The sequence below is a fragment of the Brevibacterium rongguiense genome (assembly GCF_009857845.1).
Taxonomy (GTDB): Bacteria; Actinomycetota; Actinomycetes; order Actinomycetales; family Brevibacteriaceae; genus Brevibacterium; species Brevibacterium rongguiense.
This window is the reverse complement of the sequence record NZ_WWEQ01000067.1, coordinates 1-15,167: the sequence shown is the minus strand read 5'-3', so window position 1 is coordinate 15,167 and position 15,167 is coordinate 1. Positions and strand designations below refer to the sequence as shown.

Genomic DNA, 15,167 nt, shown 5'->3' with positions numbered 1-15,167 from the left:
CCGAGGCGCGCGGGCGCGGGTGCCGGCCCGCGCCTCGGCGGTGGGAGGCCGCGGGCGCGTGCCCGCTGGCCGGACAGGCCCTCTGCCCGCGCACGCGGCTGGCCTAGGCTCACAGGCACAGGCCCGCCGCCTCGGTGACCGCGTCACCGAGCACGAAGACAGCACCGAACCACGCAGGCGCCCGGTCCCGCAGCCGGGCGCAGCACCACAGGAGGAAGACATGACCGACCCCATGAACGGCTGCCCCGTGCCCCACGGCGCTGGCAAGGACGAGCCCGTCCCGCAGCACGGCCACGCCCCGCAGATCAACCAGGCCGTCGACGAGCCCGATGCGATGGGCGAGCGCCTGCTCAGCCCCACCGAGGGCGACGCCAACCAGCAGTGGTGGCCCAAGCACCTGAACCTGCGCGTCCTCGCGCACAACCCGCAGGAGCTGCGCCCCACCGACCCGGACTTCGACTACGCGGCCGAGTTCGCCAAGCTCGACCTGGACGAGGTCAAGGCGGACATCTCCGCGCTGCTCACCGAGTCCCAGGACTGGTGGCCCGCGGACTTCGGCAACTACGGCCCGCTGCTCGTGCGCACCGCCTGGCACTCCGCGGGCACTTACCGCGTCATGGACGGCCGCGGCGGCGCGGGCGCCGGGCAGCAGCGCTTCGCCCCGCTCAACAGCTGGCCGGACAACGTGGGCCTCGACAAGGGCCGCCGCGTCCTGTGGCCCGTGAAGAAGAAGTACGGCCAGGCGCTGTCCTGGGCCGATCTCCTCGTGCTCGCCGGCACGGTGGCCCTCGAGCAGATGGGCCTCGACACGATCGGCTGGGCCGGCGGCCGCGACGACGTCTGGGAGCCCGAGGACGTCTACTGGGGCGCCGAGACCACCTGGCTGGGCACGGACGCGCGCTACAACGGCACGAACACGACTACCCGTGAGCTCGAGAAGCCGTTCGGCGCGACGACGATGGGCCTCATCTACGTCAACCCGGAGGGCCCCGAGGGCAACCCGGACCCGGAGCTCGCGGCCCACGACATCCGCGAGACGTTCGGGCGCATGAGCATGAACGACGAGGAGACCGTCGCGCTCATCGCCGGCGGCCACACGTTCGGCAAGACCCACGGCGCGGCGCCCGATGCCGAGTACGTGGGCGAGGAGCCCGAGGCGGCACCGCTCGAGCAGCAGGGCCTGGGCTGGAAGAACAGCTACGGCACCGGGCGCGGGGACGACCAGGTCTCCTCCGGCATCGAGGTCACCTGGACCTACCACCCCACCCGGTGGGACAACGAGTTCTTCCACATCCTCTTCGCCTACGAGTGGGAGCCCACCACCGGCGAGGGCGGGCACATCCACTGGCGGCCCAAGGACGGCGCGGGCCGTGACATGGTCCCCATGGCCCACTCCGATGCCTTCCGCGAGCCGCGCATGCTCACCACGGACGTGGCGCTGCGCGTGGACCCGGAGTACGAGAAGATCTCCCGGCGGTTCAAGGACGACCAGGCCGCGTTCACGCGGGCGTTCGCCCGCGCGTGGTTCAAGCTCACGCACCGCGACCTGGGCCCCAGCTCCCGGTACCTGGGCGACAAGGCGCCGCAGGAGGAGTTCATCTGGCAGGACCCGCTGCCCGCGCGGCCCGCGCAGGTGATCGGCGAGGCGCAGATCGCGGACCTCACCCGGGCGATCCTGGACTCCGGGCTCACCGTCTCGCAGCTCGTGAAGACGGCCTGGGCCTCGGCCTCGAGCTTCCGCGGCAGCGACAAGCGCGGTGGCGCGGACGGCGCGCGCATCCGCCTGCAGCCCATGCGCGACTGGGAGGTCAACGAGCCGGCGCAGCTGTCTGCGGTGCTCGACGTCTACGAGGGCATCAAGCGCGACTTCGATGCGGCCCACGCGCCGTACGAGGTCTCGCTCGCCGACCTCATCGTGCTGGGCGGGGCCGTGGCCGTGCAGAGGGCGGCGGCCGATGCCGGCGTCCAGATCGACCTGCCGTTCACCCCGGGCCGCGTCGATGCCAGCCAGGAGCAGACGGACATCGAGGCGTTCAAGTTCCTCGAGCCGGCCGCCGACGGCTTCCGCAACTACCAGTCCGATGCCGTCCGCGTGCCCGCCGAGCACCTGCTCGTGGACCGCTCGGAGCTGCTCAAGCTCACGGCGCCGGAGATGACGGCGCTGGTGGGCGGCATGCGCGTGCTGGGTGCGAACTACCAGGATTCGCAGCTGGGCGTCCTCACGGATCGTCCGGGCCAGCTGACGAACGACTACTTCGTCAACATCCTGGAGCTCGGCAACGACTGGATCGCCGAGGACGAGGCGCGCACGGTCTTCCGCTGCGTCGACGCCGTTACCGGTGAGGAGAAGTGGAAGGGCACGCGCGCGGACCTCGTGTTCGCCTCGAACTCCGAGCTGCGCGCGCTGGCCGAGGTCTACGCGAGCGATGACGCGAAGGAGAAGTTCGTGCGCGACTTCGCCCGCGCGTGGCAGAAGGTCGCGGAGAACGACCGCTTCGACCTGCACCGCTGAGGCGCTGCGGCCGCTGGGCTGAGGCCGAGCGGCTGATGCAGCAGGGCCCGGACACCCCACGGTGTCCGGGCCCTTCGCTATGTCTGCCGCCGTGTGTGCGGCGAGGCGAGCGAGCCGCCGCAGCAGGGGGGAGTGCGAGGCTGTCGACCTCGGCGGGTCGCAGGCCGGTGGCGGGCAGCGACTGCCCGCCAGCGCATCCGCGGGCCCGGCCGCGAAGCCCACTGCGCTGCTTGGGCGCGCCTAGGACTTGAGTACGGCCCGCAGCGCACCCGGCCTACGAATACCGGCACCGGCAATGCCCGTGAACCCGCGCGCGGTGTAGAACGGCACGAGCTCTTCGTCGCACGTGAGGTCGATCGAGTACATGCCGTCGAGTTCGGCGACGATGCGGCGCAGCAGCTCCGACCCGATGCCCCGCCCCTGATGACCGGGCAGCACTTCCAGCCACGGAATGAAGGCGGTGAGCAGTCCGTCGCTGATGGCATTGGCGAATCCCACCGGTCGCCCGCGCTCCAGCGCCCACACCCGCCGGTGGCTCGCGTCCATGACGCGCACGAGCATCTCCGGGGTGGGCGGCGCGGGCCAGCCGACGAAGAATTCCTCGGCCTGCGCGGGATGGACGGCGTGCTGCGCGGTCTCGTAGGTGATCATCGCCCCAGTGAACCACGGTGCGGAAGGCAGGCCGTGGGGGATGGCGGTCTAAGCGCCGGGCGGCAGGCGGTCAATCGCTCCGAACGGGGACCGCGCGCGGCTGGCCGAACGTAGTCGAGTCATCGTGTCTGCGTCCCACGACGCACCCCGTTGGGTCATATTGGGGCACGAATTGGAGTTGAGCGGCAAGGAAGGCTGCTGTTTCCACACCGAATTAAACGCTCTCACCAGGCAGAACACCGGTGGAGGGGATGACGGGAATCGAACCCGCACCATCAGTTTGGAAGACTGAGGCTCTACCATTGAGCTACATCCCCGAGTTGCTCCGTTGACTGTAGTGCACCCCCAGGGCGATGCCAAATCCCACGGCGATCCCACTGCGCACTCCGGTCCCGTCCCGGTGCGCCCCGGCCTCACCCCGATGCCGTTGCCGTGCGCGTCGCGCGACCGGCCGTGTCGACCCGCTACGATGGTGGCGTTGCAGGGCGTCGTACCTGTACCGGGATGTAGCGCAGCTTGGTAGCGCATCTGCTTTGGGAGCAGAGGGTCGCAGGTTCAAATCCTGTCATCCCGACCGTGCCCCGCCCGACCGTGCCCCGTCCTGTAAGGGCCTCGCCGGTTCCGACAACCGAAGTTGTTGCCGACCGCCCCCACGCACCGCGCGCATCGGCTAACGTGGGCTCAGTCCGGAGTCGCAGCGAACGCGCTCAGTCATCCGCCGCACTCGGCCGGTTTTCAACCCTACGAGGAGATCGCGCACTATGACCCCCACACTTCACGCCCCCGCGCGCCGCCGTGCGCTCGCCCTGTCCGCCGCCGCGCTCGTGGGCGCCCTCAGCCTGGCCGGCTGCGGCGGAGACCCCCTCTCCGGCGGTGACGACAAGAAGGACGGCGACTCGAAGACCGTCACCGTCTCCTCGGCCAACTTCCCGGAGTCCGAGGTGATCGGCAACCTCTACGCCGGTGCGCTCAAGGCCAAGGGCGTCGAGGTCGAGGAGAAGTTCAACATCGGCTCCCGCGAGGCCTACATTCCCGCCCTCGAGGACGGCTCGATCGACGTGGTGCCGGACTACACGGGCAACCTGCTGAGCTTCCTCGACGAGAAGGCCGACATCAGCAGCCCGGAGAAGATCGACGCGGAGCTGCCCAAGGCGCTCGACGCCAAGGGGCTGACGATGCTCGACAAGGCCCCGGCCGAGGACAAGGACTCCATGACGGTGACGGCGGACACCGCCAAGCAGTGGAGCCTCAAGTCGATCGGCGACCTCAAGGCCCACAACGCAGACCTCACGGTGGGCGCCCCGCCCGAGTTCCAGAAGCGCTCGGTGGGCCTGCCCGGCCTGGAGAAGCTCTACGGCGTCAAGCCCGCGAAGTTCGAGGCGATCTCCGACGGCGGCGGCCCAGCAACGGTCAAGGCGCTCACCGACGGCAAGGTCAAGGCCGCCAACATCTTCACGACCAGCCCGGCGATCAAGGCAAACGGGCTCGTCGTCCTCGAGGATCCCAAGGACAACTTCCCGGCGCAGAACGTCATCCCGGTCATGAAGGCCGATGGCGCCAGCGATGAGGTCAAGGACGCGCTCAACGCCGTCTCGAAGCAGCTGACCACCGATGAGCTGCGCAAGCTCAACGACGAGGTCTCCGGTGACGCGAAGACGGAGCCGTCCAAGGCCGCGGAGGACTGGCTCAAGGAGAAGGGGCTCGGCTGAGGCCGGGACGGCTATGGCTTCCAGCGCCTCCTCCCAGCAGCCAACCGCCGCGAGCGGTACCGACGCCCCAGCCGGCTCGGCGCCGTCCATCGTCTTCGAGCAGGTGACGAAGACGTACCCGGACGGCACCACGGCCATCGACGACCTCAGCCTTGAGGTGCCCGCCGGTTCGCTCACCGCCTTCGTGGGTCCCAGCGGCTGCGGCAAGACCACGAGCATGCGGATGATCAACCGGATGGTCACCCCCACCTCGGGGCGGATCCTCGTGGGCGGGCAGGACATCGCGGGGCAGCGCCCCACCGCGCTGCGCCGCTCGATGGGCTACGTCCTCCAGGACGCGGGCCTGTTCCCGCACCTCACGGCGCTCGACAACGTCGCGGCCCTGCTGCGCCTGGACGGCCGGTCGAAGGACCAGGCGCGCGAGGGCGCCGAGGCCGCGCTGCGCCTCGTGCGCCTCTACCCGGAGCTCGACCGCCGCTATCCCGCGCAGCTCTCCGGCGGCCAGCAGCAGCGCGTGGGCGTGGCCCGCGCGCTCGCCGCGGACCCGCCCGTCCTCCTCATGGACGAGCCGTTCAGCGCCGTCGATCCCGTGGTGCGCGGCGAGCTCCAGCAGGAGCTCATCCGGCTGCGCGGGCAGCTGTCGCAGACCATCGTCTTCGTCACCCACGACATCGACGAGGCCCTGCTCCTGGGCGACCGCCTCGCCGTCTTCGGCCCCGGCGGCCGGCTCCACCAGTTCGCGACAGGCCGCGAGATCCTCACGAACCCCGCCGATGCCTTCGTCGCGGAGATGGTGGGCCGCGACCGCGGGTTCCGGGCACTGGGCTTCGAGGCCGCCGAGGTGCCGGTCACGCCCCCGCTGCCCGGTCCGGATCCCGCACTGGTCCGGCCCGCCGCCGAGGTGGCGGGCGAGGACTGGGCGCTGCGCCTGGACGCGGAGTCCAAGCCGGTCCGCTGGGAGGGCCCCGCCGGCTCCGTCATCGTCGGCACACTGTGCCACCGCGGCGGCGACCTGCGCCTGGCGCTCGACTCCGTCCTCTCGTCCCCGGCAGGGCCCGGCATCGCCGTGGACGAGGCGGGCGCCTTCGCGGGGTTCATCGACCGCACCGCGGTGCTCGCCCGCATCGACACGACCACGCCCGCCGGCGGCGGGCGCCCGGGCGCCGCGGACACGGAGGTCTGAGACGTGCGCTGGGGCATCCAGAACATCGACATCGTGGCGGGCCTGTTCGCCCAGCACGCCCTGCTGGCCATCCTGCCCACGGTGATCGGCCTGCTGCTCGCCGTCCCGCTGGCCGCCGTGCTGCGCGGGCGCCGCGCGGCACGGACGATCGCGGTCGTCATCGCCGGGATCGTCTTCACGATCCCCTCCCTGGCGCTCTTCGTCGTCATCCCCGCCGTCATCGGCACGGCGATCCTCAACCCGGCCAACGTCGTCATCGCCCTGTCCCTGTACTCGCTGGCCCTGCTGCTGCGCACCGCCCTCGATGCGCTCGACGCGGTGCCCCGCGATGTCCGCGAGGCCGCCGAGGCGATGGGCTACGGCCCCCTGCGCCGCACCCTCACCGTCGACCTGGCCCTAGCCGTGCCCGTCCTGCTGCCGGGGCTGCGCGTGGTCGCCGTGACGAACGTGTCCATGGTCAGCGTGGGGGCCGTGATCGGCGTGGGCGGACTCGGCAACCTCTTCACCACCGGCTACCAGCGCAGCTATCCGGACCAGATCATCGCGGGACTCATCGCCATCCTCGTCCTCGCCCTCGTCGTCGACCGGGTCCTCGCCCTCATCGGGTGGGCGCTCACCCGCTGGGCGCGGGCCGGCGACCAGTCGGCCGCCGCGGCCCGCGGCGCGAAGGCGGCGCGGACATGATCGCGCTCATCGGCACCCGGCTCGCCGAGCACCTGGGCTACTCCGCACTGGCCGTGGCCATCGCCGCGCTCATCGCCGTGCCGATCGGCCTCTTCGTGGGCCACACGGGGCGCGGCATGCCGCTGGTCGCCGGCGCCAATGCCCTGCGCGCGCTGCCGAGCCTGGGCCTCATGACGCTCCTCGTGCTGCTGTTCGGCCTGGGCCTCATGCCCCCGATCGTCGCCCTCGTCATCCTCGCGATCCCACCGCTCATCGCGGGCGTGAGCTCCGGCATCCGCTCGGCCGGCGCCTCCGCCGTGGACGCCGCGCGGGCCATGGGGATGACGGAGAGCCAGATCCTCTGGCGCGTGGAGGTGCCCAACGCCGGGCCGCTCATCGTCTCCGGCTTCCGCGGGGCGGCGCTCCAGGTCATCGCGACGGCGACGATCGCCGCCTACGTCAACCTGGGCGGCCTGGGCCGCTTCGTCTTCGACGGCCTGGCCGTCTACGACTACGGCGAGGTGCTCCTGGGCGCCGTCCTCGTCGCGGGCCTCGCCGTCCTCGTCGACGGCCTGCTGGCCCTCGCCGCTCGCCTCCTGGCCCCCGGTGCGGGCCGCGCGCGCCTGCGCGGGCCGGTCCGCGCCTCGGCGTAGCACGACGTCCCGCACACCCGGGGGCGCCGCCGGAGTGCGCACCGGTGCCGCGCGTGCCCCCGCGGTCCTGCGCTGAGCGCGAACACGGCACCGTGGGGCCTGCTAGGCCACGGCCCGGTGTGCACAACCTCGCCCCGCGCGACTAGAGTGGTCAGTCAGTCCCAGCCCTGCCGCGCCGCGCCCCCGCGCGCCGGAGAGCGGGACGCCGAACGTCACGCGGGCCCGCTGGCCCGCACAGTGTCCGCCGCAACGAGAGGTAAACAGTGAAGAGCTCCGTCGAGAACCTCGAGCCCACCCGGGTCAAGCTCAGCATCGAAGCGCCGTACGCCGAGCTCAAGCCGAGCATCGACGAGGCCTACAAGGAGATCGCCAAGCAGGTCTCCGTGCCCGGCTTCCGCGCCGGCAAGGTCCCCGCGCGCATCATCGATCAGCGCGTGGGCCGCCCCGCCGTGCTGCAGGAGGCCGTGAACAACAGCCTCGACGGCTTCTTCCGCCAGGCGATCGACGAGCACGACATCACGCCGCTCGGCACGCCCGAGGTGGAGATCAGCGAGATCCCCGGGCTCGACGGCAAGGAGGAGGGCACGCTGTCCTTCACCATCGAGGTCGACGTCAAGCCGGAGGTGAAGCTGCCCGAGTACTCCTCGCTCAAGGTCGAGGTGGAGCCCTTCGAGGTCACCGAGGCCGATGTCGATGCCCAGCTCGATGAGCTGCGCAGCCGCTTCGGCACCCTCAAGACCGTCGAGCGCCCCGCCGCCAAGGACGACTTCGTCACCCTCGACCTCAGCGCCTCCGTGGACGGCGAGGAGATCGACTCCGCCTCCGACATCTCCTACCAGGTGGGCGCGGGCACCATGCTCGACGGCATGGACGAGGCCCTTGACGGCCTCTCCGCCGGAGAGAAGACGACGTTCGAGACGAAGCTGGCCGGCGGCGAGCACGCGGGCGAGGACGCGCAGGTCTCGATCGAGCTCAAGGCCGTCAAGGAGCGCGAGCTGCCCACCGCAGACGACGACTTCGCCCAGCTCGCCTCCGAGTTCGACACGATCGCCGAGCTGCGCGAGGACCTGGAGAAGCAGGCCGCGTCGCAGAAGGAGTTCGAGCAGGGCGTCCAGGCCCGCGACAAGGTCCTCGAGGCGCTCATCGAGGCCACCGATGTCCCGGTTCCGGCCAAGCTCGTCGAGGAGGAGGTCAACCGCCACCTCGAGCAGGAGAACCGCACCGAGGACGACGAGCACCGGGCAGAGGTCACCGCCGACACGGAGAAGACCCTGCGCACCCAGTTCATCCTCGACGAGGTCGTCGAGGCCGCCGACGTCGAGGTCAGCCAGCCCGAGCTCATCGAGTACATCATCTCCGCCGCGCAGCAGTACGGGATGAACCCGAACGAGTTCGCCCAGGCGCTCGACGCGCAGGGCCAGGTCCCCGCGATCGTCTCCGAGGTGGGCCGCCGCAAGGGCCTCGCCGCGGTCCTCGCCGAGGCCACCGTGGTCGACACGAACGGCAAGGCCGTCGACATGACCGCGTTCACGACCCCCCAGGGCGAGGGCGAGGACGAGGAGGCGACCCAGGGCGCCGCCGCCGCGCAGGCCGCCGCCGAGGCCGATGAGGCCGATGAGGCCGCCGCCGGCGCCGAGTCCGCCGCGGGTGCCGAGGCCGAGGCCAAGCCTGCGAAGAAGGCCGCGCCCAAGAAGGCGCCGGCGAAGAAGTCGGAGGCGAAGAAGGCTGCGAAGGCCGACGCCGCCGATGACGAGGAGAAGACCGCGAAGAAGCCCGCCGCCAAGAAGGCCCCGGCCAAGAAGGCCGAGCCGAAGAAGGCGGATGCCAAGAAGGCCGATGCGAAGAAGTCGGACTCCAAGAAGTCGGACGCGAAGAAGGCCGACGAGAAGAAGTGAGCCGCCGGGGCCCTGCGCCCCGCAGGGTTCGACCGCCGCGAGGGCGGGCGCAGCAGCCGCTGCGCCCGCCCTCGCGGCGTGTGCGCCGCACCCGGTTCCGCACCCGCGCGGGGACCGGCCGGGGCAGCGGCGGGGCCATCGTCACGCTGATGGCGAACAGCGCCGTCGCCAGGACTAAATGCCCGCACCCACCGGTTAGAGTCTCAAGAAATCGACGAAGAACAACAGGAGTGAAACGTGACGAGCGACGAGCTGTTCGCCCAGCCCACGGCTGCTGAGAGCAACCCCGGGGGCATGGGCCTCGACGACCACATCTTCAACCGGCTGCTGCGCGAGCGCATCATCTGGCTGGGCTCCGACGTCCGCGACGACAACGCCAACGTCATCTGCGCGCAGATGATGCTGCTGGCCGCCGAGGATCCGGAGCGCGACATCTGGCTCTACATCAACTCCCCGGGCGGCTCCGTGACCGCCGGCATGGCCATCTACGACACCATGCAGTACATCAAGCCCGACGTCGGCACCGTCGCCATGGGCATGGCGGCCTCGATGGGCCAGTTCCTGCTGTCCTCCGGTGCCAAGGGCAAGCGGTTCGCGACCCCGCACGCGCGCATCCTCATGCACCAGCCGCTCGGCGGCATCGGCGGCACCGCGACGGACATCAAGATCCAGGCCGAGCTCATCCTGCACATGAAGAAGCAGATGGCCGAGCTCACCGCGGAGCAGACCGGCAAGTCGCTCGAGCAGATCCTCAAGGACAACGACCGCGACCACTGGTTCACCGCTGACGAGGCGCTCGACTACGGCTTCATCGACAAGGTCGTCAAGCGCGCCTCGGACGTCGACGGCGAAAACGCCCTGAACTGACGAAGCAAAGGAAGACAACGATGACGAACATCGCCCCCTGGTCGGCTGCCGGCCAGATGCCTCAGTCGCGCTACGTGATGCCGCAGTTCGAGGAGCGCACCCCCTACGGCTTCAAGCGCCAGGACCCCTACACGAAGCTCTTCGACGACCGCGTCATCTTCCTGGGCGTCCAGGTCGACGACACGTCGGCCGACGACGTCATGGCCCAGCTGCTCGTGCTCGAGTCGCAGGATCCGGATCGCGACATCACGCTCTACATCAACTCCCCGGGCGGCTCATTCACCGCGCTCACCGCGATCTACGACACGATGCAGTACATCAAGCCGCAGATCCAGACCGTGTGCCTGGGCCAGGCGGCCTCCGCGGCCGCCGTGCTGCTGGCCGCCGGCGCGCCCGGCAAGCGCCTCGCGCTGCCCAACGCCCGCGTGCTCATCCACCAGCCCGCCATGGAGGGCCAGGGGCAGGGCCAGGCCTCGGACATCGAGATCCAGGCCGCCGAGGTCCTGCGCATGCGCACGTGGCTCGAGGAGACGCTCTCGCACCACTCGAACAAGACACCGGAGCAGATCTCGAACGACATCGAGCGCGACCTGTTCCTCACCGCCGAGCAGGCCAAGGAGTACGGCCTGGTGGACCAGGTGCTCAGCTCCCGCAAGACGGCCTGAGCCCGGCCCCGCCCCTCGGCGGGACGCGGCATGCGCCGCGAGCGCCGGGCGGGGAGGGCCGTGTGCCCTCCCCGCCGCACCGGCCCGACACGCCCCCTGTTGCCGCGGGCGCGCCCGACTCGCACGCGTGTGCGATGCTGGGAGCGCCGCATGGCGGACTTCAGTACGATGGGGGCTGACTCCCCCCGCGAAAGGTTGTGAACGTGGCCCGAGGCAGCTCAGGTGCAGACCTTCTCAAGTGCAACTTCTGCGGCAAATCGCAGAAGCAGGTGCGCAAGCTCATCGCCGGACCCGGTGTCTACATCTGCGACGAGTGCATCGGCCTGTGCAACGAGATCATCGAAGAGGAGCTCAACCAGGCGGCCGAGCCCGCCGAGGAGATCGAGCTCCCCAAGCCGCGCGCCATCTTCGACTTCCTCCAGGAGTACGTGATCGGCCAGGAGCCCGCCAAGAAGGCGCTGGCCGTGGCCGTGTACAACCACTACAAGCGCATCAAGTCGCTCAAGGAGAAGGACGCGGGGTCCGGCGTGGACATCGCCAAGTCCAACATCCTCATGGTGGGCCCCACGGGCTCCGGCAAGACCTATCTGGCCCAGACGCTGGCCAAGAAGCTCAACGTGCCCTTCGCCGTCGCCGATGCCACGGCGCTCACCGAGGCCGGATACGTCGGCGAGGACGTGGAGAACATCCTCCTCAAGCTCATCCAGGCCGCGGACTTCGACGTCGAGCGCGCGGAGACGGGCATCATCTACATCGATGAGATCGACAAGATCGCCCGCAAGTCCGAGAATCCCTCGATCACCCGCGACGTGTCCGGGGAGGGCGTGCAGCAGGCGCTGCTGAAGATCCTCGAGGGCACGCAGGCCTCGGTGCCGCCGCAGGGCGGGCGCAAACACCCGCAGCAGGAATTCATCCAGATCGACACGACGAACGTGCTCTTCATCGTCGCCGGCGCCTTCGCCGGCCTGGAGGAGATCATCGCCTCGCGCCAGGGCAAGCACGGGATCGGGTTCGGCGCGCTCATCGCCTCGAAGCAGGACGAGGAGGACCTCTACGCGCAGCTGCTGCCGGAGGACCTCCACAAGTTCGGGCTCATCCCGGAGTTCATCGGCCGTCTCCCGGTGCTCGCCACCGTGTCCAACCTGGATCGCGCGGCGCTCATGTCCATCCTCACGGAGCCCAAGAACGCGCTCGTCAAGCAGTACGAGGCGATGTTCTCCTTCGACAACGTCGAACTCGAGTTCGAGCACGAGGCGCTCGAGGCGATCGCGGACCTCGCGCTGCTGCGCGGCACGGGAGCCCGCGGACTGCGCTCGATCATGGAGGAAGTCCTCCAGCCCGTCATGTTCGACGTTCCGGACCGCGACGACGTCGAGCGCGTCGTCGTGACGAAGGACGTCGTGGAGAACAACGTGGCGCCCACCCTCGTGCCGCGCGGCGAGATCGCCGAGCGCCGCAAGAAGAAGAGCGCCTAGCAGCGCACAGCGCCGGGCCCCGCCTCCTCGTGATGGAGGCGGGGCCCGGCGCTGTCGTGCGCGGCGTCAGGCCGCGCGGTCCTCCGCGAGCGCTGCGAGCGGGGAGTGGTGCTCGACCCATTCGGTGGGCGGCAGGGCGCCCCACTGGTTGACCACCCGCCAGTTCGAGAGGTTCTCACCCGCCGCGGAGATCCGCACGGGCGCCGCCTCGTCGTCGATGACCTCCATCTCCGCCACGCACTCGATGAGGAAGTCCGCCGAGTCCGCGAAGTAGAGGAAGAGGTTGTCGCCGGCTCCGTGGCGGCCCGGGCCCCAGGTGAGCTTCCGGGCATCGGGGATGAGGGCGTCCGCCAGGTTCTTGAAGTCATCGAAGCTCGGGAATTCCCAGCTCATGTGGTGGATGCCGGGGGAGTGGCTCTTCACAACCGCCACCGTGTGGTGGCGCCCGTCGGCCGCGCGCAGCCAGGCGAGTTCGTAGCCCGTCGTCCGCTCACTGAGCAGCAGACCGCACGCTGCCTGCATCTCGTCCGCCCACGCCCGGGGATCGACCGCAGTGAAGTTCACATGGTCGAGGGCCCGCGGGTGCGCCCCGGGGCCGTGGTAGCGGGCAGGACGATCGGCGCTCATCGGCGTGTGCACTTCGAAGACGTGGCCCTCGGAGGTGGCGAACGTCACCGCCGCCTCGATGCCGGGCAGCGAGGGCTCGGTGCTGAGGATGCGCAGGCCCGCAGCCTCGCAGTTGGCGCGCACCTGCTCGACGGCGGCCGCGCTCGTTGCTTCGAGCCCGCAGCGCACGAGGGCGTTGGCGGTCCCCTTGCGGATGATGAGCTCCGCGTGGCGCTGGTTCGAGGACAGGGCGACGGAATCGGGGCACTCCTCGACGATGCGCGCCCCGACGATGTTCACAGTGTCCCGCGCGGCCGCGTGGGGGTCGATGGCATCGACGACGAGGTAGCCGAGGCGCTGGATGAGAGGTCGCATGGTCAGTCTCCTTTGACTGGGTGGTGCGGCTGTCTGGGCGGTGCGGTTGCCCGGCGGGCGCGTGCGCGGCCGTCTGGGGTGTGGGGCGGTCGGCTCAAAGCGCTTCCAGCTCGTCCTCCACCGGATTGCGCAGCGTGCCGATGCCCTCGATCCTGACCTCGACGACGTCGCCGGCCGCCATGTAGACCTGCGGCCTGCGGGCGAAGCCCACCCCTGCGGGGGTGCCGGAGACGATGACGTCTCCCGGCTCGAGCGTGGTCCAGACGCTGGCGAGGGCGATGAGCTGGGCGGTGCTGAAGACCATGTCCGAGGTGTTGGCCCGCTGCATCGGAGCGCCGTTGAGGTCCACTTCGAGGCTGAGGCCCGCACCGCCCGGCGGGACCTCGTCGGCGGAGACGAAGTCCGGGCCGAAGGCGCCCGTGGCGTCGAAGTTCTTGCCGGGTGTCCACTGGGGGGTGAGGAATTGGTAGTCGCGGATCGACGCATCGTTGAACACCGAATAGCCGGCCACGTGGGCAAGGGCGTCGTCTGCGGGGATATGGCGTCCGCCGGTGCCGATGATGACGGCCATCTCGCCTTCGAAGTCGAGCTCGGCGCTGGCACGCGGGCGGATGATCGCGTCGCCGTCGGCGATGAGCGTGCTGGCGAACCGGGTGAAGAACGTGGGGTAGTCGGGCACGTTCTCGTACGGGCTCTCCGCCGCGTGGTCCACGTAGTTGAGGCCCACGCACAGGATCTTGCCGGGCCGCTGCACGGGCGGTAGCAGGGACAGGCCCCGGGTGCTGAGCTCCGGTGCGCCGTCGAGCAGCGTCGCGTCGGCCTGGCGGCCGTCGGCGATGATGTCGACGAGGTCGGCCGAGCCGAGGTCGTGCCAGGCACCGCCGGCGGTGGCGGCCAGCACCGCTCCCCGGTCGGGTGAGGCGTAGGAGCGGAATCGCATGGTGTTCCCTTCGTCTGCCGCCCGTGGGGGCGGGTCGTCGCTGCACCATCGTCGTTGGTGGGCAGGCGCGCTGCCGGCAGCCAGCACTGAACTGAAACTCATATGTGAATCATGATTCACTTTCAGTTCTGTATACAGTCTGCACGCCCGTGTGCTGCTGCGCAACCCCCGGCTGTGAGAATCTGGACGGACGGCCGGACATCGGCCGGTGGCGCAGGGCGAGCGGAAGGACGCGGCATGGCAGACGGGGCAGACCGGACCGGCGGCGAGGCGACCGGCGACCGCCGCGCGCGCAAGCGCAGGCAGACGCGCAGGAGGCTCCTCGATGCCGCCCGTACGCGACTGGCGGAGGTGGGCCTCGACGCGCTGGCGGTGGCGGATATCACCGCCCGGGCGGACGTGGGGACCGGCACGTTCTACAACTACTTCACCGGCCTGGACGACACCGTGGCCGCCCTCATCGAGGAGGAGGTCGAGGCGCTGGGCCGGCGCATCGATGCGCTGACGGCGACGATGGCGGACCCCGCTGAGGTCATCGCGGTCTCCCTGCGCCACCTCATGTCCACCGCGGCATCCGATCCGGTCTGGGGCGGCTTCATCGTCCGCCTGGGCATCGCGCACCCCAGCCTCGTCGCAGCACTCGGCCCCCGCGCCTCGCGCGACATGCAGCGGGGCATCGACGAGGGGCGCTTCGACATCCCGAACCTCCCGATGGCCGAGGAGGTGGCATTCGGGTCCGTGCTCAGCGCCATCCACGCCCACCAGCGCAGCCCGGTGCCCGACCGCGACCCCACGGTCGACCTGGCCGCCTACAACCTGCGCCTGCTCGGACTGACGCCGGCAGAGGCCGCCGAGGTGTGCGCCCGCCCGCTGCCGGCGCTGCCGGCCGCGCCCGAGCGAGCGGTCTGAGCGGCGCTGCGGCTCCGCCAGCCCTCAGCCGCGAGGACGGCGGGGGCCGGTTCGCACCGCTGGC

13 protein-coding genes and 2 tRNA genes are annotated in these 15,167 nt (G+C 70.5%); 11 read left to right on the top strand and 4 right to left on the bottom strand.

Going from position 1 to position 15,167, the window contains the following annotated elements:
• Positions 1–220: 220 nt before the first annotated feature.
• Positions 221–2,512: a catalase/peroxidase HPI gene (gene katG, locus GSY69_RS12075; protein WP_160954091.1), complete on the top strand. Its 2,292-nt coding sequence runs from the start codon at positions 221–223 to the stop codon at positions 2,510–2,512.
• Positions 2,513–2,752: 240 nt separating this feature from the next.
• Here katG and GSY69_RS12070 read toward each other — a convergent pair whose 3' ends face one another.
• Both GSY69_RS12070 and GSY69_RS12065 read right to left on the bottom strand, forming a co-directional pair.
• Positions 2,753–3,163 carry a GNAT family N-acetyltransferase gene (locus GSY69_RS12070; protein ID WP_160954090.1) on the bottom strand — a complete coding sequence of 137 codons (411 nt, stop codon included), beginning with the start codon at positions 3,161–3,163 and terminating at the stop codon, positions 2,753–2,755.
• A 243-nt stretch (positions 3,164–3,406) separates the two neighbouring features.
• Positions 3,407–3,480 (bottom strand) — tRNA-Gly (locus tag GSY69_RS12065).
• Positions 3,481–3,663: 183 nt separating this feature from the next.
• Between GSY69_RS12065 and GSY69_RS12060 the strand changes: the two genes are divergently transcribed.
• From GSY69_RS12060 to clpX, 9 genes are all read left to right on the top strand, one after another.
• Positions 3,664–3,737 (top strand) — tRNA-Pro (locus GSY69_RS12060).
• 187 nt (positions 3,738–3,924) lie between these two features.
• Entirely contained in the window at positions 3,925–4,872 is a 948-nt protein-coding gene (locus tag GSY69_RS12055; protein ID WP_160954089.1) for an ABC transporter substrate-binding protein, read from the top strand.
• 13 nt (positions 4,873–4,885) lie between these two features.
• Positions 4,886–6,055: an ABC transporter ATP-binding protein gene (locus GSY69_RS12050; RefSeq protein WP_160954088.1), complete on the top strand. Its 1,170-nt coding sequence runs from the start codon at positions 4,886–4,888 to the stop codon at positions 6,053–6,055.
• A gap of 3 nt (positions 6,056–6,058) precedes the next feature.
• Positions 6,059–6,739 (top strand): ABC transporter permease, encoded by a 681-nt coding sequence (locus tag GSY69_RS12045; protein ID WP_160954087.1) that lies wholly within the window; start codon positions 6,059–6,061, stop codon positions 6,737–6,739.
• Positions 6,736–7,371, top strand: coding sequence for an ABC transporter permease (locus GSY69_RS12040; RefSeq protein WP_160954086.1), 636 nt, complete (start codon positions 6,736–6,738; stop codon positions 7,369–7,371). The genes GSY69_RS12045 and GSY69_RS12040 overlap by 4 nt, the downstream gene beginning before the upstream one ends.
• A gap of 263 nt (positions 7,372–7,634) precedes the next feature.
• Complete coding sequence (gene tig / locus GSY69_RS12035; RefSeq protein ID WP_160954085.1) at positions 7,635–9,266, top strand: trigger factor; 1,632 nt, start codon at positions 7,635–7,637, stop codon at positions 9,264–9,266.
• Positions 9,267–9,503: 237 nt separating this feature from the next.
• On the top strand, positions 9,504–10,133 hold the full coding sequence (locus GSY69_RS12030) for an ATP-dependent Clp protease proteolytic subunit (RefSeq protein WP_328698865.1): 630 nt from the start codon (positions 9,504–9,506) through the stop codon (positions 10,131–10,133).
• A 20-nt stretch (positions 10,134–10,153) separates the two neighbouring features.
• Positions 10,154–10,798, top strand: coding sequence for an ATP-dependent Clp protease proteolytic subunit (locus GSY69_RS12025; protein WP_160954084.1), 645 nt, complete (start codon positions 10,154–10,156; stop codon positions 10,796–10,798).
• A 203-nt stretch (positions 10,799–11,001) separates the two neighbouring features.
• A complete protein-coding gene (gene clpX, locus GSY69_RS12020) occupies positions 11,002–12,273 on the top strand; it encodes an ATP-dependent Clp protease ATP-binding subunit ClpX (RefSeq protein ID WP_160954083.1) in 1,272 nt (423 codons plus the stop codon).
• Positions 12,274–12,339: 66 nt separating this feature from the next.
• Here the strand turns inward: clpX and GSY69_RS12015 are convergent, their stop codons facing one another.
• Complete coding sequence (locus tag GSY69_RS12015) at positions 12,340–13,254, bottom strand: oxidoreductase (protein WP_160954082.1); 915 nt, start codon at positions 13,252–13,254, stop codon at positions 12,340–12,342.
• A gap of 94 nt (positions 13,255–13,348) precedes the next feature.
• Entirely contained in the window at positions 13,349–14,194 is an 846-nt protein-coding gene (locus GSY69_RS12010) for a fumarylacetoacetate hydrolase family protein (RefSeq protein WP_160954081.1), read from the bottom strand.
• A gap of 237 nt (positions 14,195–14,431) precedes the next feature.
• On the opposite strand from GSY69_RS12010, the gene GSY69_RS12005 reads away from it, so the two are divergent.
• Positions 14,432–15,103 carry a TetR/AcrR family transcriptional regulator gene (locus GSY69_RS12005; protein ID WP_160954080.1) on the top strand — a complete coding sequence of 224 codons (672 nt, stop codon included), beginning with the start codon at positions 14,432–14,434 and terminating at the stop codon, positions 15,101–15,103.
• Positions 15,104–15,167: the final 64 nt, after the last annotated feature.

Bases quoted from the DNA above. Each gene is read 5' to 3' on its own strand.
- katG (WP_160954091.1), top strand. From the start codon at position 221: ATGACCGACCCCATGAACGGCTGCCCCGTGCCCCACGGCGCTGGCAAG.
- GSY69_RS12070 (WP_160954090.1), bottom strand. From the start codon at position 3,163: ATGATCACCTACGAGACCGCGCAGCACGCCGTCCATCCCGCGCAGGCC.
- GSY69_RS12055 (WP_160954089.1), top strand. From the start codon at position 3,925: ATGACCCCCACACTTCACGCCCCCGCGCGCCGCCGTGCGCTCGCCCTG.
- GSY69_RS12050 (WP_160954088.1), top strand. From the start codon at position 4,886: ATGGCTTCCAGCGCCTCCTCCCAGCAGCCAACCGCCGCGAGCGGTACC.
- GSY69_RS12040 (WP_160954086.1), top strand. From the start codon at position 6,736: ATGATCGCGCTCATCGGCACCCGGCTCGCCGAGCACCTGGGCTACTCC.
- GSY69_RS12025 (WP_160954084.1), top strand. From the start codon at position 10,154: ATGACGAACATCGCCCCCTGGTCGGCTGCCGGCCAGATGCCTCAGTCG.
- GSY69_RS12015 (WP_160954082.1), bottom strand. From the start codon at position 13,254: ATGCGACCTCTCATCCAGCGCCTCGGCTACCTCGTCGTCGATGCCATC.
- GSY69_RS12010 (WP_160954081.1), bottom strand. From the start codon at position 14,194: ATGCGATTCCGCTCCTACGCCTCACCCGACCGGGGAGCGGTGCTGGCC.
- GSY69_RS12005 (WP_160954080.1), top strand. From the start codon at position 14,432: ATGGCAGACGGGGCAGACCGGACCGGCGGCGAGGCGACCGGCGACCGC.